The sequence below is a fragment of the Streptomyces sp. NPDC002328 genome, assembly GCF_042890065.1.
GTDB lineage: Bacteria > Actinomycetota > Actinomycetes > Streptomycetales > Streptomycetaceae > Streptomyces.
The window spans coordinates 38,854-61,893 of record NZ_JBIARQ010000020.1; the positions used below are offsets into that span (position 1 = coordinate 38,854).

General features: G+C 72.8%; 25 protein-coding genes. 14 read left to right on the plus strand and 11 right to left on the minus strand.

Annotation, left to right across the window (positions count from 1 at the left end; all coding sequences use genetic code 11):
* The first annotated feature begins 247 nt into the window (after positions 1-247).
* Together ACFYX4_RS34280 and ACFYX4_RS34285 are read left to right on the plus strand one after the other, a co-directional pair.
* Positions 248-1,078, plus strand: a complete 831-nt coding sequence (locus tag ACFYX4_RS34280) for a DeoR/GlpR family DNA-binding transcription regulator (protein WP_389341813.1) — start codon at positions 248-250, stop codon at positions 1,076-1,078.
* A gap of 189 nt (positions 1,079-1,267) precedes the next feature.
* On the plus strand, positions 1,268-1,744 hold the full coding sequence (locus ACFYX4_RS34285; RefSeq protein ID WP_389341815.1) for an SRPBCC family protein: 477 nt from the start codon (positions 1,268-1,270) through the stop codon (positions 1,742-1,744).
* Positions 1,745-1,793: 49 nt separating this feature from the next.
* On the opposite strand, the gene ACFYX4_RS34290 is transcribed toward ACFYX4_RS34285, so the two are convergent.
* The gene (locus ACFYX4_RS34290; RefSeq protein WP_389341818.1) at positions 1,794-2,918 is read right to left on the minus strand and encodes a PLP-dependent cysteine synthase family protein; all 1,125 of its coding nucleotides are present in this window, start codon (positions 2,916-2,918) and stop codon (positions 1,794-1,796) included.
* A gap of 351 nt (positions 2,919-3,269) precedes the next feature.
* On the opposite strand from ACFYX4_RS34290, the gene ACFYX4_RS34295 reads away from it, so the two are divergent.
* Together ACFYX4_RS34295 and ACFYX4_RS34300 are read left to right on the plus strand one after the other, a co-directional pair.
* Positions 3,270-3,593 (plus strand): hypothetical protein, encoded by a 324-nt coding sequence (locus tag ACFYX4_RS34295; RefSeq protein ID WP_389341821.1) that lies wholly within the window; start codon positions 3,270-3,272, stop codon positions 3,591-3,593.
* Positions 3,594-3,800: 207 nt separating this feature from the next.
* The gene (locus tag ACFYX4_RS34300) at positions 3,801-4,322 is read left to right on the plus strand and encodes an ATP-binding protein (RefSeq protein ID WP_389341824.1); all 522 of its coding nucleotides are present in this window, start codon (positions 3,801-3,803) and stop codon (positions 4,320-4,322) included.
* A gap of 115 nt (positions 4,323-4,437) precedes the next feature.
* Here the strand turns inward: ACFYX4_RS34300 and ACFYX4_RS34305 are convergent, their stop codons facing one another.
* The 5 genes from ACFYX4_RS34305 to ACFYX4_RS34325 form a co-directional block, all read right to left on the minus strand.
* Positions 4,438-4,860 (minus strand): PPOX class F420-dependent oxidoreductase, encoded by a 423-nt coding sequence (locus tag ACFYX4_RS34305; RefSeq protein WP_389341827.1) that lies wholly within the window; start codon positions 4,858-4,860, stop codon positions 4,438-4,440.
* A 195-nt stretch (positions 4,861-5,055) separates the two neighbouring features.
* Positions 5,056-5,940, minus strand: coding sequence for an NAD(P)-dependent oxidoreductase (locus ACFYX4_RS34310; protein ID WP_389341830.1), 885 nt, complete (start codon positions 5,938-5,940; stop codon positions 5,056-5,058).
* Between the two features lie 79 nt (positions 5,941-6,019).
* A complete protein-coding gene (locus ACFYX4_RS34315) occupies positions 6,020-6,397 on the minus strand; it encodes an SRPBCC domain-containing protein (protein WP_389341833.1) in 378 nt (125 codons plus the stop codon).
* Between the two features lie 120 nt (positions 6,398-6,517).
* Entirely contained in the window at positions 6,518-7,762 is a 1,245-nt protein-coding gene (locus ACFYX4_RS34320; protein ID WP_389341836.1) for an ROK family protein, read from the minus strand.
* Positions 7,763-7,899: 137 nt separating this feature from the next.
* Entirely contained in the window at positions 7,900-8,562 is a 663-nt protein-coding gene (locus ACFYX4_RS34325; protein WP_389341839.1) for an alpha-ketoglutarate-dependent dioxygenase AlkB family protein, read from the minus strand.
* A gap of 94 nt (positions 8,563-8,656) precedes the next feature.
* On the opposite strand from ACFYX4_RS34325, the gene ACFYX4_RS34330 reads away from it, so the two are divergent.
* The 4 genes from ACFYX4_RS34330 (at position 8,657) to ACFYX4_RS34345 (ending at position 13,454) form a co-directional block, all read left to right on the plus strand.
* Positions 8,657-9,877 (plus strand): methyltransferase, encoded by a 1,221-nt coding sequence (locus ACFYX4_RS34330; protein ID WP_389341842.1) that lies wholly within the window; start codon positions 8,657-8,659, stop codon positions 9,875-9,877.
* A gap of 270 nt (positions 9,878-10,147) precedes the next feature.
* Positions 10,148-11,305 carry an aKG-HExxH-type peptide beta-hydroxylase gene (locus ACFYX4_RS34335; protein WP_389341845.1) on the plus strand — a complete coding sequence of 386 codons (1,158 nt, stop codon included), beginning with the start codon at positions 10,148-10,150 and terminating at the stop codon, positions 11,303-11,305.
* The gene (locus tag ACFYX4_RS34340; protein WP_389341849.1) at positions 11,298-11,579 is read left to right on the plus strand and encodes a hypothetical protein; all 282 of its coding nucleotides are present in this window, start codon (positions 11,298-11,300) and stop codon (positions 11,577-11,579) included. Before ACFYX4_RS34335 ends, ACFYX4_RS34340 begins: the two co-directional genes overlap by 8 nt.
* Before the next feature lie 303 nt (positions 11,580-11,882).
* Complete coding sequence (locus tag ACFYX4_RS34345) at positions 11,883-13,454, plus strand: FAD-dependent monooxygenase (protein ID WP_389341852.1); 1,572 nt, start codon at positions 11,883-11,885, stop codon at positions 13,452-13,454.
* Between the two features lie 214 nt (positions 13,455-13,668).
* Here ACFYX4_RS34345 and ACFYX4_RS34350 read toward each other — a convergent pair whose 3' ends face one another.
* Positions 13,669-14,493, minus strand: a complete 825-nt coding sequence (locus ACFYX4_RS34350; RefSeq protein ID WP_389341855.1) for an SAM-dependent methyltransferase — start codon at positions 14,491-14,493, stop codon at positions 13,669-13,671.
* A gap of 143 nt (positions 14,494-14,636) precedes the next feature.
* Positions 14,637-15,035 (minus strand): MarR family winged helix-turn-helix transcriptional regulator, encoded by a 399-nt coding sequence (locus ACFYX4_RS34355; protein ID WP_389341858.1) that lies wholly within the window; start codon positions 15,033-15,035, stop codon positions 14,637-14,639.
* Between the two features lie 86 nt (positions 15,036-15,121).
* On the opposite strand from ACFYX4_RS34355, the gene ACFYX4_RS34360 reads away from it, so the two are divergent.
* Entirely contained in the window at positions 15,122-16,612 is a 1,491-nt protein-coding gene (locus tag ACFYX4_RS34360; RefSeq protein ID WP_389341861.1) for an MFS transporter, read from the plus strand.
* A gap of 70 nt (positions 16,613-16,682) precedes the next feature.
* Entirely contained in the window at positions 16,683-16,961 is a 279-nt protein-coding gene (locus ACFYX4_RS34365; RefSeq protein ID WP_389341864.1) for a DUF6332 family protein, read from the plus strand.
* Positions 16,962-16,971: 10 nt separating this feature from the next.
* On the opposite strand, the gene ACFYX4_RS34370 is transcribed toward ACFYX4_RS34365, so the two are convergent.
* Entirely contained in the window at positions 16,972-17,931 is a 960-nt protein-coding gene (locus tag ACFYX4_RS34370) for a helix-turn-helix transcriptional regulator (RefSeq protein WP_389341867.1), read from the minus strand.
* Between ACFYX4_RS34370 and ACFYX4_RS34375 the strand changes: the two genes are divergently transcribed.
* The gene (locus ACFYX4_RS34375; protein WP_389342118.1) at positions 17,831-18,121 is read left to right on the plus strand and encodes a hypothetical protein; all 291 of its coding nucleotides are present in this window, start codon (positions 17,831-17,833) and stop codon (positions 18,119-18,121) included. The two genes, ACFYX4_RS34370 and ACFYX4_RS34375, sit on opposite strands and share 101 nt — an antisense overlap.
* Here ACFYX4_RS34375 and ACFYX4_RS34380 read toward each other — a convergent pair.
* Positions 18,087-18,779: a TetR/AcrR family transcriptional regulator gene (locus ACFYX4_RS34380; protein ID WP_389341870.1), complete on the minus strand. Its 693-nt coding sequence runs from the start codon at positions 18,777-18,779 to the stop codon at positions 18,087-18,089. The two genes, ACFYX4_RS34375 and ACFYX4_RS34380, sit on opposite strands and share 35 nt — an antisense overlap.
* Before the next feature lie 153 nt (positions 18,780-18,932).
* Here ACFYX4_RS34380 and ACFYX4_RS34385 point away from each other — a divergent pair, with 153 nt between their 5' ends.
* Positions 18,933-19,388, plus strand: a complete 456-nt coding sequence (locus ACFYX4_RS34385; RefSeq protein ID WP_389341873.1) for a nitroreductase/quinone reductase family protein — start codon at positions 18,933-18,935, stop codon at positions 19,386-19,388.
* Between the two features lie 33 nt (positions 19,389-19,421).
* Here the strand turns inward: ACFYX4_RS34385 and ACFYX4_RS34390 are convergent, their stop codons facing one another.
* Complete coding sequence (locus ACFYX4_RS34390; RefSeq protein WP_389341876.1) at positions 19,422-20,684, minus strand: geranylgeranyl reductase family protein; 1,263 nt, start codon at positions 20,682-20,684, stop codon at positions 19,422-19,424.
* A 134-nt stretch (positions 20,685-20,818) separates the two neighbouring features.
* Between ACFYX4_RS34390 and ACFYX4_RS34395 the strand changes: the two genes are divergently transcribed.
* Both ACFYX4_RS34395 and ACFYX4_RS34400 read left to right on the plus strand, forming a co-directional pair.
* Positions 20,819-22,174 (plus strand): dipeptidase, encoded by a 1,356-nt coding sequence (locus tag ACFYX4_RS34395; RefSeq protein ID WP_389341879.1) that lies wholly within the window; start codon positions 20,819-20,821, stop codon positions 22,172-22,174.
* Positions 22,175-22,257: 83 nt separating this feature from the next.
* On the plus strand, positions 22,258-22,989 hold the full coding sequence (locus ACFYX4_RS34400) for an MBL fold metallo-hydrolase (RefSeq protein WP_389341882.1): 732 nt from the start codon (positions 22,258-22,260) through the stop codon (positions 22,987-22,989).
* The last annotated feature ends 51 nt before the right edge of the window (positions 22,990-23,040 follow it).

Below are 23,040 nucleotides of genomic sequence, written 5' to 3' on the forward strand. Positions count from 1 at the left end.
TCTCCGCTGGACGGTCCGAGCACACCTGTTGTGACCGAATTTCCCCCGATCCGTGTGACGGACGGAATCGGCGCGTGTCATATCCGTGACATGCTCGCGTCGGACAGGTGGTGGCGCGACCGGTGGCCGCCCGTGCGAGGATGGGACGCCCGCGCCCCGCCGACCGGCAGAATGTCCACGTCGGCGCAGGTGTGCGTGGCGTGTCGGACGGAGTGGATCGGCTTGAGTCGAGAGGACCGGAGCGTACGTGAGTGAGAATCAGAACCTCCTCGCGGAGCAGCGCCGCGCACTGATCCTGGACGAGGTCCGGCGCCGGGGCGGCGTCCGTGTCAACGAACTGACCCGCAAGCTCGGCGTGTCGGACATGACGGTGCGCCGCGACCTCGACGCGCTGGCCCGGCAGGGCGTGCTGGAGAAGGTGCACGGCGGCGCGGTCCCGGTCGTGGAGGCGAGCACCCACGAGCCGGGTTTCGAGGCCAAGTCGGGGCTGGAGCTGACGGCCAAGGAGGACATCGCGCGGGCGGCGGCGGAACTGGTCGCGCCGGGCAGCGCGATCGCCCTGTCGGGCGGGACGACGACGTACGCGCTGGCGCACCGGCTGGTCGACGTGCCGGACCTGACGGTGGTGACCAACTCGGTGCGGGTGGCCGACGTGTTCCATGTCGCGCAGCGCACCTCGGGCCCCCGGCAGGGCGCGGCCACGGTGGTGCTGACGGGCGGGGTGCGCACGCCCTCCGACTCGCTGGTGGGTCCGGTGGCCGACCAGGCCATCGCGGCGCTCCACTTCGACGTGCTGTTCCTGGGCGTGCACGGGATATCGGCCGAGGCGGGCCTGTCGACGCCGAATCTGGCGGAGGCCGAGACCAACCGGCGGCTGGTGCAGTCGGCGCGCCGGGTCGTGGTGGTCGCGGACCACACCAAGTGGGGTGTGGTGGGCCTGAGTTCGTTCGCGGCGCTGGAGCAGGTCGACACGCTGGTGACGGACGCGGGGCTGCCGCAGGCGGCGCGCGCGGAGGTCTCGGAGCATCTGCGGCGGCTGGTGATCGCGGGCGAGCCCGACGAGGACGCGGACATCTGACGGCCACCGGCCGAGGACGCACGCGGCGTCCGACGGCGCGCGGATGTGCGACAGCTCCGGGACGTCCGACAGCTCCGGGACCTCCGACAGCTCGCGTACGACCGACAGCGCACCGGCTCAGGGCGCAGACATCCGGGACGGCACTGGCTAGGGTGACGCACCCGTCCGTCGTGCTGGGAGGTTGCGCTCATGGCTCACCGGTTGCGTCCCGAAGGGCTCGACTTCCTCACGACCGCGCCCGTGCGGCTGGTCTTCGCGCGGGAGGTGTCCGCTCCACCGGAGCAAGTCTTCCGCGCGCTCGCCGAGGACGTGTCCGGCTGGGCAGTCTGGTTCCCGGCGGTGGCGTCCGCGCGGCCGGTCGACGGCGGCGCGGGACGGGACGTGCGGCTGCGGGGCGGGACGCGTTTCCGTGAGACGGTGCTGGCGGCGAAGGATCCCGAGGTGTACGCCTACCGGGTCGACGTGACCAATGCGCCGGGGGCGCGGGCGCTGGTGGAGGAGTGGCTGCTCGCGCCGGCCGGTACGGGGACGCGGGTGCGCTGGACGTTCGCGGCGGACGGCACGGCGGCGTTCCGGGGTGTGCTGCGGCTGGCCCGGCCGGGGATGGGGCGGACGTTCCGGGACGCGGTGACGCGACTGGACCGCCGGCTCACGGCGTCGCCGTAGCGGCGGGCGGTCAGATCACGCCGTGGGGCCGCGGCGGTGTCCCGGCGTGTCACTCCGGCCAGACGCCCGTGGCCAGCAGGCTGTCGATCGCCGCCGTGTACGGGGCGATGTCCAGGCGCTGTTCGGTGAGCCAGGCGTCGGAGTAGTACTTGTCGAGGTAGCGGTCGCCCGGGTCGCACAACAGGGTGACCACGCTCCCCTGCCGCCCCTCCGCCACCATCTCGGCGATGATCTTCAGCGCGCTCCACAGGCCGGTGCCCGTCGAGCCGCCCGCCTTGCGCCCTATGGCCCGCTCCAGCGCACGTACGGCGGCGACGCTGGCCGCGTCCGGGACCTTCATCATGCGGTCGACGGCGCCGGGCACGAAGCTCGGCTCCATCCGGGGCCGGCCGATGCCCTCGATACGGGAGCCGCAGTCGCAGGTGACGTCCGGATCGCCGGTGGTCCAGCCCTCGAAGAAGCAGGAGTTCTCGGGGTCGGCGACGCACACGCGCGTGTCGTGCTGCATGTAGTGGACGTAGCGCGCGATGGTCGCGGAGGTGCCGCCGGTGCCGGCCGTGGCGACGATCCACGCGGGCTCCGGGAACCGCTCCAACTCCAGTTGCCGGAAGATGGATTCGGCGATGTTGTTGTTGCCGCGCCAGTCCGTGGCCCGTTCGGCGTAGGTGAACTGGTCCATGTAGTGGCCGCCGGTGTCCGCCGCGAGGCGGGCGGACTCCTCGTACATCGTGCGCGGGTCGTCGACGAAGTGGCAGCGGCCGCCGTGGAACTCGATCAGGCGGATCTTCTCGGCGCTCGTCGTGCGCGGCATGACGGCGATGAAGGGGACGCCGATCAGCTTGGCGAAGTACGCCTCGGACACGGCCGTCGAGCCGCTGGACGCCTCGATCACCGGGCGGTCCGGCCGGATCCAGCCGTTGCACAGGCCGTAGAGGAACAGGGAACGGGCCAGGCGGTGCTTCAGGCTGCCGGTGGGGTGGGTCGACTCGTCCTTGAGGTACAGGTCGATGCCCCACCGCTCGGGCAGCGGGAAGAGCAGGAGGTGGGTGTCGGCCGAGCGGTTGGCGTCGGCCTGGACCTTGCGCACGGCCTCTTTCAGCCAGGTGCGGTAGTAGGCGTCACTGCGGTCGACGTCGAGCGTGGCGCCGGTCCGGGTCTGCTGGGGGGTGGTCACGGCGGGGCTCCTTCATACGTCGCGCCGACGGCGGCTCACGCGGCCGACTCCTCGATCATAGACACCTTCCGAACCGCTTCCCACCTGCATAAACGCATCTTTGAGGGGCCCAAAGCCGGCCCTGGGGGCAGGGGGCTCGCCGGGTGGGGGCGCATTCGCGCGAGTGCTCCGGGTGGCCGCCGTCCGCGTGTCGCACGTACTGGTGCTCGCCGCCGTGCGGGGGCAGACTGCACGGCGGCGGGGCCAAGGCCCCGGACGGGGGCGCACACTGGATCACGACACGAGCTGGTTGACGGCCCGGGCGACCACGCGGGAGCACGGGCCGGCACACCCACGCGCAAGGGGGCGGGGATGGCGGAGCCGGAGTTCACGGCGACGGGCGTGCGGATCGGGAAGCGGCTGCGCTCGCTCACCCGGGCCGGGCAGGTCCGGATCAACGACGGCAGGCTGGAGTTGCTCACCAGCTACGGCAGCGAGATCGACAGCGCGCCGGTGCAGGCGGTACGCGCCTCCCGGCCGTGGTTCGCGCCGGAGGACCGGGCGCAGGCCGACCTCAACGGCAACCGGTATCTGCTGACCCTGGGCGAGCACGACCCGGCGCCGGGCGAGCCGGGGCCGCCCGCGGCGCGCCGGTTCATCGAGGCGGTGCGCAAGGCGGCGGGGCGCGAGGACTGAGCGGGGCGCGCGGGCGGACGGCGACGGCGAGTTGCGCTCCCCGATCCCCTGCGTCACGCTGTTCTCACGTCACTCTGGGTTTACCGGCGATAACGCTGCGAACCAGCCCGCCGGACACGACAGCAGGCGGCCGCCTCGCGCAGACGCACTGCTCCGATCGATCCGAACTCCGTGTTCTTCCGGACCTCATGTCGGGGAGTCGCAGCCGTGATCAGCAACCCAAGCAGGCACTGCACGGTGGAGCTTCAAGCCCTGCCGTCGCGGATCGGCCAGGTCCGCAGAATCGTCTCGGCGCAGCTGCGCTACTGGCATCTGGACCCGTTGATAGACCGGGCCGCGCTCGGTGTGACGGAGCTGTTGACCAACGTCCATCTGCACGCTCTGCCCGACAAGACGTGCACCGTGGAGATGGAACTGCTGCTCGACCGGCTCACCGTCTCCGTCCACGACCACGATCCGCGCCTCCCGGCGCTCGAGAAGGCCGACGCCTTCGCCACCTGCGGGCGCGGGCTCGCGATGGTGGCGGCGGTCAGCGAGAGCTGGGGCGCGCGGCCGAACGGCGAATCCGGCAAGGTCGTGTGGTTCACGCTGCCGGCGCCCCTTTCCGCGCCGGACCGGCTGGCGCGGCCGCCCCGACGGCTGTCCGGGGACCGGTTGTTCCCCGAGGTCGTCGGGGTCGACGAGCGCAGGCCGGCGCACGCTTCCGTCCGGTCGGCCGCGGTGGGCTGAACACGCGGCCGCGCCGCGCCGCGCCGAGTCGGCGTGACGCGGCCGGGTCCGGGTGCCGGGCCCGGGGGTGCCGCGTTCCGGGTGCCGGGTCGGGTGCCCGGTGTCGGGTGTCGGGTCAGGTGGACGCCTGGTCGCCGTCCTTCATCGCGCCCCAGCCGTGCCAGCGCTCGACCTCGATCCAGGCGCTGACGCGGGGGCGGACCCGGTCCGGGTAGGGCTTGCCGATGTAGTGGGCGGCGATGCGGTCGATGTCGGCCAGGCCGTCGTCCTCGCGCGTCTCGGTCACCCGGCCGATGAGGGACACGTGCGTGTACCAGTCGTCGCCGTCGAGGACGGTGAGGGTGACGCGCGGGTCGCGGCGCAGGTGCTTCAGCCGGACCCGGCCCTCGTCCAGGCTGATCAGCACCCGGCCGTCGTCCCACACGTACCAGGTGGGGGTGGAGACGGGGGTTCCGTCCGAGCGCAGTGTCGCCATCACGCAGGGGTTCGGGCGTTGCAGCAGTTCCACGGCCTCGGCGGGCAGCGGCGGCTTGGACACGGGTCCTCCTCGGGGGTCCGGCGTTACAGGGTCCGGCGTTCCGTGTTCGGGTGTTCCGGATCCGGGTGTTCCGGATCCGGGCGCGCCGGGTTCGGGCGCGCCGGGTTCGGGCGCGCCGGGTTCGGGCGCGCCGGGTTCGGGCGCGCCGGGTTCGGGGGTTCCGGTTTACGGCTTCCCGGTTTACGGCTTTCCGGATCAGGCGTTCTCGTCGAAGCTGGCGAAGTACGCGGCGGCCATGTCCTCGTCGGCGTGGCCCTGTGCGGCGGCCCGCTCCAGGCGCTCGGCGCTCGCGGCCGCCACGTCGAGGCGGACGCCGTTGCTGCGGCCGGCCTCGACGATCAGGCGGGCGTCCTTGGCGGCGGTCGCCACGCCGAACTGGGCGGGCGTGAGCCGGTCCTCGAGGACCAGGCCGGCCTTGGCGCGCAGGTAGCCCATGTCCAGCGGGCCGCCGGCGATCAGCTCGAAGAACGAGTCCGGGTCCACGTCCAGGGCCTTGGAGAGCGCGAGGACCTCACCGGTCGCGGCGGTGGCGGCGATGACCCAGCTGTTCGCGACCAGCTTCAGCCGGGTCGCGGTGCCGGCCGCGCCGTCCTCGCCGGTCCACACCGTGCGGGCGCCCACGGCGTCCAGGACGGGGTTCACAGCGTCGCGGTGTTCGACGGGGCCGGCCGCGAGCACGGTGAGCTGACCGGCCTCGGCGGGCTGACGGGTGCCCAGGACCGGCGCGTCGAAGAAGACGAGGCCATGTTCGCGGGCGAACGCCGCCAGGTCCGCGGTCGCCTCGATGCCGGCGGTCGTCGACTGCACCCAGGCGGTGCCGGGGCTGAGGCCGGGCACCGCCTCGCGCAGGGCGTCCAGGACGGCTGGGCCGTCGTGGACCATGGTCAGGACCACGTCGGCGCCACGGACCGCCTCGGCCGGGGTGTCGGCGACGGTGACGCCGTCGGCGGTCAGCGGCTCCGCCTTGGCGCGGGTGCGGTTCCAGGCGCGGACGGTGTGTCCGGCGCGGGCGATGTTGCGGGCCATCGCGGCACCCATGATGCCGGTGCCCAGAACGCTCACGGTGAGCTTGTCGGTCATGAGACGTCAACTTCCTGAACCATTGGGGGAGCTGTCACGAACGGTGACGGTGCGGGACCGTCCGGGTCACTTCGAAGGGTCACTTCGAAGCGGCGCGGACCAGTCCGTCTAGCCAGGCCTGGTGGCCGTCGAGCATCGGGTTCGAGCGCTCGTTCGCGAGGGCGGCGGCGGGCTCGCCGAGCTGGGTCTCCTGGGTGAGGATGCGGACCCGGCCGCCGGGAAGGTCCTCGACCAGCCAGGCGTGCAGCACGTCGAGCCGCTCCTCGGGGCCGCCGCCGTTCGGGAACGAGATGTCGGCGACGTTGTCGTAGTAGCCCTCCCACTCGGAAGTGTCGACCAGGTAGCTCCAGACCCGGGCGGCGGTGAGGCCCTGGACGATCACCTCGTTGGAGACGAAGTTGTCGCGGGTGCCGGGCAGGTACTTCTCGGGCCAGTCGATCGCGTTCTGCGTGGTCATCGGGGTGTCCCCTTCGGGAGTCCGCGGGTGCCGCCGGTCGGCGACGTCTTCGACGATAGGTTCACCGGACATCGGCGATCCAATAGGAACGTCGATATCTGTCATCGGTGTACCGATGCGTCAGACCCCGGCCAGCGCCTCCAGCGGATCGTCCAGTACCGGCTGCCAGGCCAACTCCGCCGCGCCGACGAGGCTGTTGTGGTCCAGGGAGCACGCGAGGATGGGGACGCCGCCGCTGCGGCCCCAGAGGCCGCGGTCCGCGACGACCGCGCGGAGGCGTTCGGGGTCGGCGTCCAGGAGGGTGCGGTGCAGGCCGCCGAGGATGATGCGGTCGGGGTTCAGGATGTTGACCAGCCCGGCGAGGCCCAGGCCCAGCCGGTCGATGAGGGCCTCGGTCGCGATGCGGACCGCGGGGTCGGTGTACTCCTCGCGGATGAGGTCGTTGGCCTGCTGGAGCAGGGAGCCCTCGGGGCCGGGGTCGCGCCCGGCGGTCGTGAGGAGGGCCAGCGGATCCGCCTCGACGTCCAGGCAGCCGCGGCTGCCGCAGTGGCAGGGGCGGCCCTCGGGGTTGACGGTGAGGTGCCCGACTTCGAGGGCGAGCCCCGAACTCCCCGTGTGCAGACGGCCGTCGAGCACCAGCGCGCCGCCGACGCCACGGTGCCCGGTGGCCACGCACAGCAGGTCGCGGGCGCCGCGTCCGGCGCCGTGCCGGTGTTCGGCGAGGGCGGCGAGGTTGACGTCGTTCGCGGCGAACGCGGGACCGGTGACGCCGGCGGCACGGACCCGCTCGGCGAACACCTCCCGCACCGGCGCGCCCGCCGGCCAGGCGATGTGCAGGGGGTTCAGGGCCAGGCCCTCGGGCTCGGTGACCGCCGACGGCACGGCCAGCCCCGCGCCCACACAGCGGCGGCCCGTCCGGCGCAGCAGTTCGGCCCCGGCGTCCACGGCGGCGCCGAGCACCTTGGCCGGATCGGCGGCCACGGCCTCACAGCTGGGAGTCGTCGCGACGATACGGCCGCCCAGGCCGACCAGCGCCGCACGGAACCCGTCGGCGTGCACCTGCGCCGCCAGGGCCACCGGCCCCTCGTCCGCGAGGGCGAGCCGGTGCGAGGGGCGGCCCTGCGATCCCGCGGCGGCGCCGGGGCGGGCGTCGACCCGGATCAGGCCGAGCGCCTCCAGCTCGGCGGCGACCGCGCCGGCCGTGGCGCGCGTGACGCCGAGTTCCGCGGTGAGCACCGCGCGGGTGGGAGCCCGCCCGGTGTGCACGAGCTCCAACGCGGGTCCGAGCGCACCGCGCCCCCGGTCCAGCCGCGCCCTCGAGGTGGTCCCTTCCCCCGCCTGCCGGGGGTCCGCCTTGCCGCTCATGAGGGCGATCCTCCCATGATCCGCTACGTCTGCCGCTCCCCCGCGTCTGCCGTCGCCTCCGCGTCAGCCGGTGTCGCCTCGGCCTCCGGACGGTGTCCCCGGGGCGTCAGCGGGCATCACCTCGGCGTCAGCAGGCGTCAGTCGGCGGCCGGGAACCCGCTGACCCGCAGCGTCACGTTGAGTCGTCCGCTCAGCCCCAGATGGGCGGGTGCCGTCCCCGAGAACACCCTCGGCACCCCGTGGTGGGCGAGCCGGGACGGCCCGCCGAAGACGAACAGGTCGCCGCTGCGCAGCTCGACGTCGGTGTAGGGCCGGGTGCGCGTCTCGGTGTTGCCGAAGCGGAAGACGCAGGTGTCGCCGAGGCTGAGGGAGACCACGGGCGCGTCGGAGGTCTCGTCCGCGTCGCGGTGCATGCCCATCCGGGCGTCGCCGTCGTAGAAGTTGATCAGCGCGATGTCGTACTCCGCCGCCCCGCCGGCCTGCGGCCCCAGCGCGTCGGCCAGCGCGCGCCGGCCCAGTTCGCCGAGCCAGGCCGGGAAGGGCTTCACGGGCGCGCCGTCGCCGTCGACGACCGTGCGGGAGTAGGCGTACGGGTACCAGTGCCAGCCCAGGCAGACCTGGCGGGCGGTCATGGTGCCGCCGCCGGGTGTGCGGACCGTGCGCAATCCGGCGGGCGGCCTGGCCCACTCGCGACAGGCGACGAGCAGCTCGCGCTGGCGGGCGGGGCCGAGCCAGTCGGGCACGTGCACCGCGCCCGGCGCGATCAGGGCGCGCTCACGGGGAAACAGCTCCGTGTCCATCCCCCCATCCTCCCCCACCACCCCCTCTTCCCCGGCCTCCCCCACGGGGTCTGAGCTGCGGCTCGGTTAGCCTTGACGCACGATGGACGACCGTATGACGACGCCATGGGGCGAGCTCGCGCTGGCCCGCCACCCCGAGGATCCGCGCGACCCGCTGCGCGCCTGGGACGCCTCCGACGCCTACCTGCTGCGGCATCTCGCCGAGCGGGAGACCCCGCTGACCGGGACGGTCGTCGTGCTCGGCGACCGCTGGGGCGCGCTGGTCACGGCGCTCGCGGCGCACCGGCCGGCGGGGGCGGCCGACTCCTCGCCGGCCCAGATCACCGACTCCTGGCTGGGGCAGGAGGCCACCCGGGCGAACCTCGCCCGCAACGGTGTCGCGCCCGGCGCGGTCCGGCTGCTCACCACCCAGGACCCGGTGCCCGAGCGGATCGACGTGCTGCTGGTGCGCGTACCGAAGAGCCTCGCCCTGCTGGAGGATCAACTCCTGCGCCTGGCACCCTCGTTGCACGCGGGGACGGTCGTCGTGGGCGCCGGCATGGTGAAGGAGATCCACACCTCGACGCTCCAGCTGTTCGAGCGGATCCTCGGCCCCACCCGGACCTCGCTCGCCCGGCAGAAGGCCCGGCTGATCTTCTGCACCCCTGAACCGTCGCCGAATCGGGAGTCGGAGCGGGAGTCGAATGGGGAGCCGGAGCGGGAGTCGCAGCGGGATTCGGGACGCTCGGCCAACCCCTGGCCGTACCACTACGACCTCCCCGACGGGATCGGCCCGCTGTCCGGCCGTCCCGTCGTCAACCACGCGGGCGTGTTCTGCGCCGACCGGCTCGACATCGGCACCCGGTTCTTCCTGAGCCATCTGCCCCCGACGCACGGCGATCGGCGGGTCGTCGACCTGGGGTGCGGCAACGGCATCGTGGGGACGGCGGTGGCGCTGGCCAATCCGCAGGCCGAAGTGCTGTTCACGGACGAGTCGTTCCAGGCGGTGGCCTCGGCGGAGGCGACGTTCAAGGCCAACGGGGTGCCGGGGCACGCCGAGTTCAGGGTCGGCGACGGGCTCGCGGGGGTGCCGGACGGCAGCGTGGACCTCGTGCTGAACAATCCGCCGTTCCACTCCCACCAGGCCACGACGGACGCGACGGCGTGGCGGATGTTCACGGGGGCGCGGCGCGCGCTGCGGCCGGGCGGCGAGCTGTGGGTGGTGGGCAACCGGCATCTCGGCTACCACGTCAAGCTGCGGCGGCTGTTCGGCAACAGTCAACTGGTCGCCGGCGACCCGAAGTTCGTGGTGCTGAAGGCCGTCAAGCGCGGGTGAGCCGCATCCCGGCGACCGTGCTCGCTCACCTCGGCGGTGGTGCCCGGGCGGGTGAGGGCCATGATCCGGTCATCTGCGCGGGCGGGGCTGTTCAGCTCGTCCTCGACGTGAGCCGCCTGCGGGAAGGAGCACGTCGCCGCCGCGGTGACGGGCCGCCCCACCGGAACCGGCCATTCACCGACTCGCCCTCGAATCACCCCTCTTGACCCGTGTCACGGCCCCGGCTTTGGATGTTGCCTCGTCGGCCGAGCCTTTCACCGAGGAGGTTCCGTGTCCGTCCCAGACGACGACCTCGTCTCCGTAGAACGTGCGCTTGCCTCACACCCCGAGTTCAGCGATGCCCCGCTCATCACGCTCAAGGCGGTGGAGTTCTACCGCTTCGCCGTCGACCTGCTCGCCGAGCGGTCGCCCACCGTGGACCGGCTCACGGCCGGCATCCGCGACGGTGACGGCCGGATACCCGTCGCGGTCGCCGAGGACCCCCTCGTCCGCGTCACCCTGGACGAGGCCGTCTCGCGGATCGAGCAGGGCCACGTCGACGAAGCCGCGTGGAGCGAGGTCACGACCATGCTCCGGCTGGTCGCCGACGCTCTCGCCGCCCACGGCGTCCACGCCCCGCCGACCGGGGCCGGTCTCGGCGAGGGGCGCGTCGTGCGGGTCTCGCCGGAGCGGACGGCCTGGCTGTGCGGCGTCGGCGAGGGCAGCACCGAGCCGCTGACCCGCACCTTCCAGGACACCTTCGTCCGCGACTTCCTGCGCGGCGTCCCCGGCGACCTGCTCCGTCCCACGCAGGAGCACGCGGACCGGCTGGACACCGGTTTCGCCGCCCTGCACGCGCTGCTGCCCGAGCTGGCGACGAGCGTCGGCGCGCACTACGTCGGCGTGGGCGTCGTCGACGTGCGGACCGAGGGCGAGACGTTCCTCGCCGGGAACGTGGGACGGATCCCCGGCGTGGTGTTCTTCTCGCCCAACCGGATGGCTCGCCCCTGGCGGTTCGCCGAGACGGCCCTGCACGAGGGCCTGCATCTGAAGCTGTTCGACATCCAGCGCTCGGCGAGCATCTTCACCGCTCCCGAACGGCTGGGCGACGGCCCCAAGGTGAAGGTGCCCTGGCTGAAGTGGGCGTCGATGGTCGCGCCCAACGAATGGGCCCTGGACCGCGCCCTGGGCGCCTTCCACGTCTACGCCCACCTGGTCCCGTTCCGGCAGGCGCTGCGCACCCGGCTCACCCCGGAGCTGCTGGAGCGGTTCGGCCCGCCGGAGGCGGAGGACCCGCCGTCCCTGTACCGCTTCGGCGCCGACCGCGCCCGCTATCTCGGCGAGCAGATCCTCAAGCACGGGGAGGGCGAACTCACCGACTTCGGTCGGGAGTTCGTGGAGTGGCTGCTCGCCGCCGTGGACCGTGTGGAGGGGGCCGTGCATGTCTGACGACGTCCGCTACGCCAAGGCGCGGGGACTGCGCACGCGTCCCGTGGAGGCGGCCGGCTGCCTGATCGTGTTCACGCCGGAGCGGCCCAAGGTGCACTGGCTGAACCTGGCGGGCTGGTATCTGTTCGAGCTGAGCGAGGGCACGCCCGGGGAACGGATCGCCGCCGAGTACGCCGAGGCGGTCGCCGGGCAGGTGCCGCACGACACGGCGTTGGAGCAGGCGCGGACCTGTCTGGCGGATCTGGTCGAGCGGGGCATCCTCGTGGCGGCCTGAGCACCCCTGGTCTCCGCGGTCGGTCCGGCCGCGGGTTCCTCCTGCCTGCGAGAAGGAGGTGAACCATGACCGAGCAGCTCAAGAAGAGGCTGGCCAAGGCGGAGAACGTGAACCCGCCGAAGGCGGCGGCGCCCTCGCGGGACCAGCGCCTGTGGCCTCCGTGGTACATGCAGAAGCACTGACGAGGCGGGCGCCGGGCCGTCGCTCCACTCCGGGGGCGGGCGGTTCGGCGCTCCCGCTCGGTGTAGGCCGATGGGGCCCGGCGTCCGCGTCCGCGCCCGCGTCCCGGAAGGAAGGCGGTTCATGCGACAGGTTCCCGTCCTCGTGGCGGGCGGCTCACTGACCGGGCTGACGACGGCGCTGTTCCTGACCCTGCACGGCGTGCCCGTGACCGTCGTGGAGCGCCGCGGCGGCGTCCTCCCGCACCCCAGGCTGCGCGGCCTGTCGCCGCGGGCCCTGGAGCTGTACCGGCAGGCGGGCCTGGAGCAGGACATCCTCGCGGTGTGCCCGCCGGGGGCGGCGGCCGAGCGGCTGGTCTCGGTGCGCGCCCGCACGCTGGCCGACGAGCACGAGGTGCTGGGCGATCCGGGGGCCGACGCCGGCCTGGCCTCGTCGTCGCCGTGCCCGTTCGTCCCGCTCGGCCAGGACGAGCTGGAGACGCTGCTGGTCGAACGGCTGCGCAAGCAGGACGCCGAGGTGCTCTTCGACACCGCGCTGACGGGCTTCACGCAGGACGACGACGGTGTCACCGCGCGCCTGCGCGCCCCGGACGGCGCCGAGGAGAGCGTCCGGGCGGACTATCTGATCGCGGCGGACGGGGCGTCCAGCGGGGTCCGCAAGCGGCTCGGCATCGCCTCGCACGGCCCCGGGGTGCTGTTCCGCATGGCCACCACGCATGTGCGCGCCGACCTCGCCCCTGCGCTGCGCGGCCGGGAGATCGGCATGGCCTACCTCGACCGGCCGACGCCCGGAACGGTCCTCGGACCGCTCGACGGCAGCGGTCTGCACTGGTTCTTCGGCACCGCGGTGGCCGAGGGCGCGCCCGAGGAACCGGCGGCCTGGCTGCGGGCGGCGACCGGACTGCCCGCTCTCGACGTCGAGTTGCTCGAACAGGTCCCCGGCGCGCCCCGCGTCTTCACCTTCCCGCTCGGGGCACGCGTCGCCGAACACTTCCGCGCGGGACGGGTGTTCCTCGCCGGCGACGCGGCCCATCTGATGCCCCCGACCGGCAGTCTGGGCGGCCTCACCGCCATGGAGGACGCCCACAACCTCGCCTGGAAGCTGGCCTTCGTCCTGCGCGGCACGGCGGGCCCGGGGCTCCTGTCGACGTACGAGGACGAACGGCGGCCCGTGGCCGAGCGCAACATGCGCCAGGCGTATCTGCGCGGGCGCGCCCGCTGGCGGCTGCCCGGGTACGCGGACGACGAACCGCTCCTCGATCCGGACGCGCTCACCCACGGCGGCGTCTACCACTCCGCCGCTGCGCCCGGTGCCCCGCCCGCCCGGCTCCTCGCTCCGGACGAGGTGAACGGCGTCCCCGGCGCCCGCGCCCCGCACGTCTTCGTGACGCAGGACCCAGAGACGCCCCTCTCCACCCTCGATCTCTACGGGACCGACCTCGTCGTGCTGGTCGGCCCGAGCGGCGACGCGTGGGCCGCGGCCGCCCACCGCGCCGCGCGGGAACTGGCCGCGCCCGTCGAGGTCTACCACCTGGACGCGGACCTGACCGAGCCGCACGGGCTGGGCCCACAGGGCGCGCTGCTCGTACGGCCCGACGGGTACGTGGCCTGGCGGTCATCGTATGAATCGCCGTACGCGGAGGCGGAGTTGAAGCAGGTTCTGCGGACCGTGCTCGCCCGGCCGGAGGCCTGCTGACCGGCGTGCTTCTCGGCCGGCCTCGCTCCGGACGGTCGTCGCCCCCGAGAGGACCGGCACCCGAGTGGGGCGGATGCCGGCCCGTTCGGGGGCCGTGGGGACGGCGGACTCCTCCGCCGGCGAGCGGCGGACAACGGTGGCGCTGACCGTGTACTGCCCGCTGCGGGGGCCGAAGAAGCCGCACACCCTGCCGCTGTACGTTCCCGGACGTTGGCTACTTCTTGCGGCCTACCGCGCAGTAAGCGTCCACGCCTTCGGCCGACTTGGCCTGATCGCCCGCCTCGGGCCGCCACTCGGGAACGCGGACGACACCCGGTTCGACGAGTTCGAGACCGTCGAAGAACCCGGCGATCTCCTCCACTTCACGGACGTAGTACGGCACCGCGCCACTGGCGTTGTACGCCTCGGACGCGGCGATCATGCCCTCACTCGTGGCGGTGCTGTCGCTGATCACCAGATAACTGCCCGACGGGAGACCGGCCATGAGCCGGCGCACCAGATCGCGGGCCTGCTCGTGGTCGGCGACGTGGCCGAGGGTGTTGAGGATCATCAGGGCCACGGGCCGGGAGAGGTCGAGGGTCTCGCGGGCGGCTTCGAGGACGGACTCCGGCCGGTACAGGTCGGCGTCGAGGTAGGCGGTCCGGCCCTCGGGGGTGCTGGTGAGCAGGGCGTTGGCGTGGGCGAGCACGATGGGGTCGTTGTCGACGTAGACGATCCGGGCGTCCGGTGCCGCGCGCTGGGCGACCTCGTGGGTGTTGTCGGCGGTCGGCAGGCCGGTGCCGACGTCCAGGAACTGCCGGATGCCCTGCTCGACGGCGAGATGACGGACCGCGCGGCCGAGGAAGTGCCGGCTGGTGACGGCCACGTCGACGAGACCGGGGAAGATCTCCTTGATGTGGTCGCCGATCTCCCGGTCGACCTCGTAGTTGTCCTTGCCGCCGACGAAGTAGTTCCAGAACCGGGCCGAGTGCGGCTTGGACGTGTCGATCCGGCCGAGGGCGTCGACGGCGGCGGTGCTGTGGGGTGCGGGTTCCGACACGACTGGGCCTCCTGCGCGCGTAAGTTGATGATCGGTAACCCAACCTAGGCGAACCGGTCCTCGACTCAGTCCAGTTGGAGCACTCAGCGCCGTGCGGCCGTACCGTTTCGGCCATCCGCGATACAGGGAGCGTGCCGACCCGGTCAGCCCTGCCGGTCCGGCAACATCCTGTGCAGCACCGCCCGTTGCACCGGCAGCACCTCGTCGTGCAGCGCGCGCCCCTTCCCGGTGAGGGCCACCCGGACTCCCCTGCGGTCCTCCGGGCACATCTCGCGCTCGACGAGGCCGTCCTTCTCCAGTCGGGCGATCAGCCGCGAGAGCGCGCTCTGACTGAGGTGGACGCGGTCGGCGATCTCCTGGACGCGGAAGGCACAGGCATCGGCCGCCGCAGTTGCGGCGAGGACGTCGAGCACCTCGAAGTCACTGCCGCACAAGCCGTGTTGATACAGCGCCCGGTCCAACTCGCACTGGGTACGCGCGTGCAGCGCCAGCATGTCCCGCCACTGTGCCACGAGCGCCTGCTCGGCCTTGTCCGCCGCCATGGCCCGCACCGTAGCAGAGAACGGCATTCATTGCATCAGAATTAAATGCGTTTGCATTCCATGCACGCGCATGTAGTGTCTGCGGCATGACCTCTCCGCTCCCCTCCCCCGCGTCCCACCTCCCGGAGGTGCGCTGGACGCCGCGCCTGTGGGGCACCCTGCTGGTGCTCTGCGCCGCGATGTTCCTGGACGCGCTGGACGTGTCGATGGTCGGCGTCGCCCTGCCGTCCATCGGGTCCGACCTCGGCCTCTCCACCTCGACGCTGCAATGGATCGTCAGCGGCTACATCCTGGGATACGGCGGCCTGCTCCTGCTCGGCGGCCGTGCGGCCGACCTGCTGGGCCGCCGCCAGGTCTTCCTGGTCGCCCTCGGCGTCTTCGCGCTCGCCTCGCTGCTCGGCGGCCTGGTGGACTCCGGTCCGCTGCTGATCGCCAGCCGGTTCATCAAGGGCCTGAGCGCGGCCTTCACCGCCCCGGCGGGCCTGTCCATCATCACGACGACGTTCCCGGAGGGCCCGCTGCGCAACCGCGCGCTCTCCATCTACACCACCTGCGCCGCCACCGGCTTCTCCATGGGCCTGGTCCTCTCCGGCCTGCTGACCGAGGCCAGTTGGCGCCTCACCATGCTGCTGCCCGCGCCGATCGCCCTCGTGGCCCTGGTCGCCGGCCTGAAGCTGCTGCCGCGCAGCGCACGCGAGCGGGGACACAACGGCTACGACGTCCCCGGCGCCGTCCTCGGCACCGCGTCGATGCTGCTGCTGGTGTTCACCGTCGTCCAGGCGCCGGAGGTCGGCTGGGCGTCCGCCCGTACGCTGCTGTCCTTCCTCGCCGTCGCCGTCCTGCTGACCGTGTTCGTCCTCGTCGAACGGCGCTCGCCCGGCCCGCTGGTCCGGCTCGGTGTGCTGCGCTCCGGCAGCCAGGTCCGCGCGCAGCTCGGCGCGATGACGTTCTTCGGGTCGTACGTCGGCTTCCAGTTCCTGGCCACCCTGTACATGCAGACGCTGCTGGGCTGGTCGGCGCTGCACACGGCGCTCGCGTTCCTGCCGGCGGGCGCGCTGGTGGCGCTCTCGTCGACCAAGGTGGGCTCGATCGTGGACCGTTTCGGCACCCCGCGGCTGATCGCGGCGGGCTTCGCGCTCATGGTCGCCGGGTACGCGCTGTTCCTGCGCGTCGACCTGGACCCGGTGTACGCGGCCGTGATCCTGCCCAGCATGCTGCTCATCGGCGCGGCCTGCGCGCTGGTCTTCCCCTCGCTCAACATCCAGGCGACGAACGGGGTGCCGGACCACGAACAGGGCATGGTCTCGGGCCTGTTGAACACCTCCGTGCAGGTGGGCGGGGCGATCTTCCTCGCCGTGGTGACGGCGGTGGTCACCGCGGGCGCGCCGGACGCCCCCACCCCGCAGGCGGTCCTGGACAGTTACCGGCCCGGCCTTGCGGTGGTCACCGCGGTCGCCGCGCTGGGCCTCCTGACCAGCCTGACGGGCCTGCGCACCCGCCGGCCCCAGCAGTCGGTGCTGGTCGTCAAGTCCACTGTGCAGGAGGCGGAAGCGGAGCCTGTTCCGGTCCGTGACTAGGGGGACGCCTCCGGTGTGTGCCCGGCGGGGCTGGTTGCTCCGCCGGGCACACGCCTGTTTGACTCGGGGGATGAACGAGTACGGGGGACGGCGCAGGCAGGAGCGGCGGGACGCGATCACCGTCGAGATCGGGTACGCGCTGTTCAGCGCGGCGTTCGCGGCGGCGGTGCTGTTCGGGGCGGTGGCCGGGCCGGCGCTGCTGTTCCAACTCCCCTCCACCGTGGAGACGTTGCTGATCCGCACGGGGTATGTGCTCGCGCCCTTGGTGTTCGTGGTCCGGGTGGTGAGCGTGCTCGTCCGGTTCCGTCCCGAGGGGGCGACGCCCGGCCCCACCCACCCCGACTCGTAGACCGGAAGGGTCAGTTGGGCGGCCCGGTCGGCGGGCGGGTTTCCTCAGCTCCTCGGGTCTGCGGCTGGCCCTCGTCTTCCGAGGTCGCGGCCAGCAGGCGTTCGCCGAAGGCGCGGCAGTCTCGGGCGAACCGTGTTCCGGCGAGGATGCGGAAGTCGGCGTCCAGGAACGCCAGCTGGAGCACCAGCCACTGCCACGAGCCCACCGCGAGGCCCACACGGGTGTGCCGGTCGTCCTCGGAGTGGACCTGGGCGTCCTGGAACTTCAGGGCGTCGACGACGTCCACGGCCGATGCCTCGACCAGGAGTTGGACCGGCTCCCTGTCCTTGTGGAGCCCCTGGCGCAGATAGTCCGTCGCCGACTCGGCGGGAAACGGCCGGGGCGTGTGGTGGACGCCGGTGGGCAAGAGGTCGTCGAGCCGGTCGAAGCGGAACACCCGCCAGTCCTCCCGCCGGCAGTCCCAGCCGAGCAGGTACCAGCGCAGCAGATGGTGGACCAGTCGGCAGGGCTCCACCCGCCGGCCCGTCCGCTCGCCCCGGGCGTCGGTGTACACGAAGGTGATCGTCTCTCGGCGCGCGACGGCCTCGGCGACGACGGCAAGCCGCTCGGCGGTGACCCGGGGAGCCCACTGAGGGCTCGTCTCCAGCCCGGCCCGGAGAGAACTCGCCCAGGGACGCAGCCGTGCGGGCAGGGGATACCTGCGCCTCGGCCAGTCCCTGAACTCGCTGTCCGGAGGCGAGTCCCAACGGGTGAAGATCGCCGAGGAGTTGGGGGCGTCGCGGCCGTCGAGGCAGACAGGGCCGTCGGGGCAGACGCGGCCATCAGGGCAGACGGGACCGTCGAGACAGGCCGCGCAGTCGACGACGTACGTGCTCGACGAGCCGACGACCGGGCTGCACCGCGACGACGTCGACCCGCTCCTGCACGTCCTGGACAGCCTCGTCGAGCAGGGCCAGACGGTCGTCGTCATCGAGCACGATCTCGACGTCGTCCGCCGGGCGGACTGGCTGATCGACCTCGGCCCGGGACCCGGCCGGCACGGCGAAACCGTCCTGTACGAGGGCCATGTCGCCGACTACACCGACCGCCCGACGCCGACCTGCCGGGCCCTGGCCCTCGACGGGATCAGCGCAAGCCCACGCCGTGGGCGAGACGGGTAGCCGCGTGCCGGAAGAACGGCTCCCGGTCCTCCACCAGCCGGTGGAACTGCCCGAACACCTCGAAGCCGATCAGCCCGAACAGCTCGGACCAGGACGCGATCAGCACGGCGACGGTCTCCGGGGGGAGGTCGGAGGCGAAGTCGGCGGCCATGCGTTCGGCCTCGGCGCGCAGGTCGTCCGGCAGCGGCGGCAGCTCGGTCCCGCCGGCGCGCAGGCGGGCGTCGCGCACGATGGCGATGAGGAGGAGGCCCACCCGGGAGGCGGCGGGGACGGTCGTGTCGGGCGCGCTGTAGCCGGGCACCGGCGAGCCGTAGATCAGCGCGTACTCGTGCGGATGCGCCAGCGCCCAGCCGCGCGCCGCTTCGCAGACCGTGACCCAGCGCAGGACGGGGTCGGCGTCCGCGACGGCGGCGTGGGCGGTCTCGGCGCTCTCCCCGAGCGAGTCGTAGGCGTCGATGATGAGCGCGGTGAGGAGGTCGTCGCGGCTCGGGAAGTACCGGTACAGCGCGGAGGACACCATGCCGAGCGCGCGGGCCACGGCGCGCAGGGAGAGCTTGGCGGCGCCCTCGGCCGCGAGCTGGCGGCGGGCCTCGTCCTTGATGGCGGCGGTGACTTCGATCCGGGCGCGGGCGCGGGCCCCTTGTGCGGTGTTGCTCATGGCGGGCAGTGTCGCACGAAAGCAGAGCAGTGCACATGTTCGAGAGCAGCGAACTAAAAAGAGAGCACTGCTCTTGCAATGGAACACCGATCTGATGCAGACTGCTCACAAGGAAAGCGAGAGCACCGCTCTCTCAACCGCCTGGGGGTCACCATGTCGTCGCCGTACTACATCCAGAGCAGCCCGCTCAACACCCGCTTCAACAGCGTCGTCGGCTGGCTGGCCCGGCACGGGCTGAGCATCGCCGGCACGGCGGAGATGTCCGTACGGGGCCGAAAGAGCGGCCGGATGCAGCGCATCCCGGTCAACCCGCACACCCACGGGGGCGTCCGGTACCTGGTCTCGGCCCGTGGCCACTCGCAGTGGGTGCGCAACATGCGCGTCGCCGGGGGCGGTGAGCTGCGCGTGGGGCGCAAGGTCCGCGCGTTCTCCGCGGTGGAGGTTCCGGACGAGGAGAAGCTCCCGATCCTGCGGGCCTATCTGGAGAAGTGGGGTTGGGAGGTCAATCAGTACTTCGACGGGGTGACCGCCAAGTCCACCGACGAGGAGATCACCGCGGCGGCGGGCGACCACCCGGTGTTCCGGATCACGGTCGACGCCCGCCCGTGATCCGCGGCCCGCGCGCCTCGGCCACCGCCCCCCTCAGGCCTCCGGCGACCCACCCGACCCGCCCGTCCCAGCCGTCCCGCCCGTCCCCATCCGGCGGTCCATCGCGTTCAGCGCACGCTGGGCCATCGGGTGCGAGCGCACCAGCTCGCCCAGCGTGGTCCGGCCGCGGGTGATGTCCGTGAACGCACGCCACGCCGGCCGGATGCCGGTGAGCGCCGCGTGGAAGAGGCCGGGACGGCGCTCGAAGGCGGCGAGCATCCGCTTGCCGACGCTCATCTCCACCCCGAGGCCCGCCTTGACGGCGAAGGCGTAGTTCAGGGCCTGGCGGCGGGTGTCGACGGCGTCGTGCGCCTCCGCGATGCGCACCGCCCACTCGCCGGCGAGCCGGCCCGAGCGCAGCGCGAAGGAGATGCCCTCGCGGGTCCACGGCTCCAGCAGGCCGGCCGCGTCCCCGCAGACCAGCACGCGCCCGCGTGAGAGCGGGGAGTCGTCGGCACGGCAGCGGGTCAAGTGACCGGAGGAGATGCTCGGTTCGAAGCCGGCGAGGCCCAGCCGCCCGATGAAGTCCTCCAAGTACCGCTTGGTGGCCGCGCCTTCGCCGCGCGCCGAGATCACCCCGACCGTCAGCGTGTCGCCCTTGGGGAACACCCAGCCGTAACTGCCGGGCATCGGGCCCCAGTCGATGAGCACCCGCCCCTTCCAGTCCTCCGCGACGGTCTCCGGCACCGGGATCTCCGCCTCCAGGCCGAGATCCACCTGGTCGAGCTTCACCCCGACGTGCGCTCCTATGCGGCTCGCGCTGCCGTCCGCGCCGACGACCGCCCGCGCCAGCACCGTCTCGCCGCCCTGGAGGACGACCGCGACCGTGCGCCGGTCCGGCACCGCCGAGCCGTGCTGCTCGACGCGCTGCACGGTGACGCCCGTACGCAGCTCCGCGCCCGCCTTCTGGGCGTGCTCGACGAGCTGCTGGTCGAACTCGGGCCGGTTGATCAGCCCGAACAGCATCTGCCGGGAGCGGCGCGTACGCGCGAAGCGCCCGTTGTGGGAGAAGGTCACCGCGTGCACCCGGTCCCGGAAGGGCAGCTCGAAGCCCGGGGGCAGCGCGTCGCGGGAAGGTCCGATGATGCCGCCGCCGCACGTCTTGTAGCGGGGCAGCTCCGCCTTCTCCAGCAACAGCACGCGCCGCCCTGTGACCGCCGCCGCGTAGGCGGCCGAAGCCCCCGCGGGTCCCGCGCCCACCACGACGACGTCCCACACCTGCCGCACGTCGTCCGCCGAAGAGTTCTCGCTGCTCACGATGGTCTACTGCTCCCGATCAAGCCGCTTGCCGCACCTGTCCCACGCATCCTACGGCGGAGATCGCCGCCGTCCGCTGTGGGAGGATCGACGGCACCCACAGGTACAACGTCGCACCCACGAGGAGCGTGCCCATGTCGTCGAATCCGGTCGCCGAGACCGTCGCCTCTCTGATGCCCCGGGCGAAGGCGGAACTCACCGAACTGGTGGCGTTCAGGTCGGTGGCGGACTTCGACCGGTTCCCGAGGAGCGAGAGCGAGGCCGCCGCGAACTGGATCACGGCCGCCCTGCGTGTCGAGGGCTTCCAGGACGTGGCGCTGCTGGACACCCCGGACGGCACACAGTCCGTGTACGGCTTCCTGCCCGGTCCCGAGGGCGCGAAGACCGTCCTGCTCTACGCCCACTACGACGTGCAGCCGCCGCTGGACGAGGCCGGCTGGATCACTCCGCCGTTCGAGCTGACCGAGCGCGACGGCCGCTGGTTCGGGCGCGGCGCCGCCGACTGCAAGGGCGGCTTCATCATGCATCTGCTCGCGCTGCGCGCCCTCAAGGCCAACGGCGGGATCCCGGTGAACGTGAAGGTGATCGTCGAGGGCTCGGAGGAGCAGGGCACGGGCGGTCTGGAGCGGTACGCCGAGCAGCACCCCGAGCTGCTGGCCGCCGACACGATCGTCATCGGCGACGCGGGCAACTTCCGGGTCGGCCTGCCCACCGTCACCTCCACCCTGCGCGGGATGACCATGGTGCGGGTGAAGATCGACACGCTGGCGGGGAACCTGCACTCCGGCCAGTTCGGCGGGGCGGCCCCCGACGCGCTCGGCGCGCTGATCCGCGTCCTGGACTCGCTGCGCGCCGAGGACGGTTCGACGACCGTCGACGGTCTGACGGACGGCGCGCCGTGGGAGGGCCTCCAGTACGAGGAGGAGCAGTTCCGCCAGGACGCCAAGGTCCTGGACGGCGTCGGGCTGATCGGCTCGGGCACCGTCGCCGACCGTATCTGGGCGCGGCCGGCGGTGACCGTCCTCGGCATCGACTGCCCGCCGGTGGTCGGGGCGACCCCGTCGGTGCAGGCGAGCGCCCGCGCGCTGATCAGTCTGCGGGTGCCGCCGGGCGTGGACGCGGCCGAGGCGACCAAGCTGCTCCAGGCCCATCTGGAGGCGCACACGCCGTGGGGCGCGCGCGTACGGACCGAGCAGATCGGGCAGGGGCAGCCGTTCAGCGCGGACACCACGAGCCCGGCGTACGCGGCGATGGCCGAGGCGATGGCGGTGGCCTACCCCGGCCAGGAGATGCAGTACGCCGGCCAGGGCGGCTCGATCCCGCTGTGCAACACGCTCGCGGCGCTCTACCCGCGCGCGGAGATCCTCCTCATCGGGCTGAGCGAGCCGGAGGCGCAGATCCACGCGGTCAACGAGAGCGTCTCCCCTGAGGAGTTGGAGCGCCTGTCGGTCGCGGAGGCCCTGTTCCTGCGCACGTACGCGGCGAACTGAGCTACCCCCTCGCCCCGAGCCGTCCGCTCTGCCCTCGGCAGAGGGCCTCGCCCATCCGGCGGGGCCCTCTCTACGGTCGTCCCATGGACGCAGTCGAGCTCCTCCCCCGTCTCATCCTCCCCCGTCTCCATCTCCTCCGTTTCCCGGTCGGCCAGGCCTATCTGTGGCGTGACGGCGAGGAGTTGACCCTGGTCGACGCCGGTCCGGCCGGCTCCGGCCGGGCGATCGCGGACGCGATCACGGCCCTGGGGCACTCTCCGCGGGCCGTACGGCGGGTGGTGCTCACCCACTTCCACGAGGACCATGCGGGCGGCGCGGCCGAGTTCGCCGCCCTGTCCGGGGCCGAGGTGCTGGCCCACTCCGCGGACGCGGCCGTGCTGCGCCGCGAAGTCCCCACGCCGCCGCCGGTGTTGCGGGACTGGGAACGCCCCCTGCACGCCGCAGCCCTGCGGCAGCTCCCCGAGGGGGACTTCGAACGCCCCGCGCGGATCACGGAGTTGGCCGACGGAGACGTGCTCGCCTTCGGTGACGGCGCGCACGTGGTGCACGTGCCGGGCCACACCGACGGAAGCATCGCGCTCCATCTCCCCCACCAGGGCGTGCTGTTCACGGGTGACACGATCGCCGCCTCACCCGTCGACGGAACGGTCATGCCCGGTGTGTTCAACCTCGACAGCTCCCTGGTCGACGCCGCCCTGCACCGACTGGTCGCCCTCGACACGGCCGTCGCCTGCTTCGGCCACGGCAGCCCGGTGACCGCGGACGCCACGACTGTCCTGCGCGAGGCGGCGGACAAGTACCGGGCCTCGCGCTGAAGACGGGGATCATGCAGCGGGCGGCGGCAGTACCGCACCGCCTGTGAGCGG

What these genes read in the sequence shown, in the direction of transcription:
- ACFYX4_RS34285 (WP_389341815.1), top strand. Translation starts at nt 1,268, where the DNA reads ATGGCTCACCGGTTGCGTCCCGAAGGGCTCGACTTCCTCACGACCGCG.
- ACFYX4_RS34295 (WP_389341821.1), top strand. Translation starts at nt 3,270, where the DNA reads ATGGCGGAGCCGGAGTTCACGGCGACGGGCGTGCGGATCGGGAAGCGG.
- ACFYX4_RS34310 (WP_389341830.1), bottom strand. Translation starts at nt 5,940, where the DNA reads ATGACCGACAAGCTCACCGTGAGCGTTCTGGGCACCGGCATCATGGGT.
- ACFYX4_RS34315 (WP_389341833.1), bottom strand. Translation starts at nt 6,397, where the DNA reads ATGACCACGCAGAACGCGATCGACTGGCCCGAGAAGTACCTGCCCGGC.
- ACFYX4_RS34320 (WP_389341836.1), bottom strand. Translation starts at nt 7,762, where the DNA reads ATGAGCGGCAAGGCGGACCCCCGGCAGGCGGGGGAAGGGACCACCTCG.
- ACFYX4_RS34325 (WP_389341839.1), bottom strand. Translation starts at nt 8,562, where the DNA reads ATGGACACGGAGCTGTTTCCCCGTGAGCGCGCCCTGATCGCGCCGGGC.
- ACFYX4_RS34330 (WP_389341842.1), top strand. Translation starts at nt 8,657, where the DNA reads ATGACGACGCCATGGGGCGAGCTCGCGCTGGCCCGCCACCCCGAGGAT.
- ACFYX4_RS34340 (WP_389341849.1), top strand. Translation starts at nt 11,298, where the DNA reads ATGTCTGACGACGTCCGCTACGCCAAGGCGCGGGGACTGCGCACGCGT.
- ACFYX4_RS34345 (WP_389341852.1), top strand. Translation starts at nt 11,883, where the DNA reads ATGCGACAGGTTCCCGTCCTCGTGGCGGGCGGCTCACTGACCGGGCTG.
- ACFYX4_RS34355 (WP_389341858.1), bottom strand. Translation starts at nt 15,035, where the DNA reads ATGGCGGCGGACAAGGCCGAGCAGGCGCTCGTGGCACAGTGGCGGGAC.
- ACFYX4_RS34360 (WP_389341861.1), top strand. Translation starts at nt 15,122, where the DNA reads ATGACCTCTCCGCTCCCCTCCCCCGCGTCCCACCTCCCGGAGGTGCGC.
- ACFYX4_RS34365 (WP_389341864.1), top strand. Translation starts at nt 16,683, where the DNA reads ATGAACGAGTACGGGGGACGGCGCAGGCAGGAGCGGCGGGACGCGATC.
- ACFYX4_RS34370 (WP_389341867.1), bottom strand. Translation starts at nt 17,931, where the DNA reads ATGACGACGACCGTCTGGCCCTGCTCGACGAGGCTGTCCAGGACGTGC.
- ACFYX4_RS34380 (WP_389341870.1), bottom strand. Translation starts at nt 18,779, where the DNA reads ATGAGCAACACCGCACAAGGGGCCCGCGCCCGCGCCCGGATCGAAGTC.
- ACFYX4_RS34385 (WP_389341873.1), top strand. Translation starts at nt 18,933, where the DNA reads ATGTCGTCGCCGTACTACATCCAGAGCAGCCCGCTCAACACCCGCTTC.
- ACFYX4_RS34395 (WP_389341879.1), top strand. Translation starts at nt 20,819, where the DNA reads ATGTCGTCGAATCCGGTCGCCGAGACCGTCGCCTCTCTGATGCCCCGG.
- ACFYX4_RS34400 (WP_389341882.1), top strand. Translation starts at nt 22,258, where the DNA reads ATGGACGCAGTCGAGCTCCTCCCCCGTCTCATCCTCCCCCGTCTCCAT.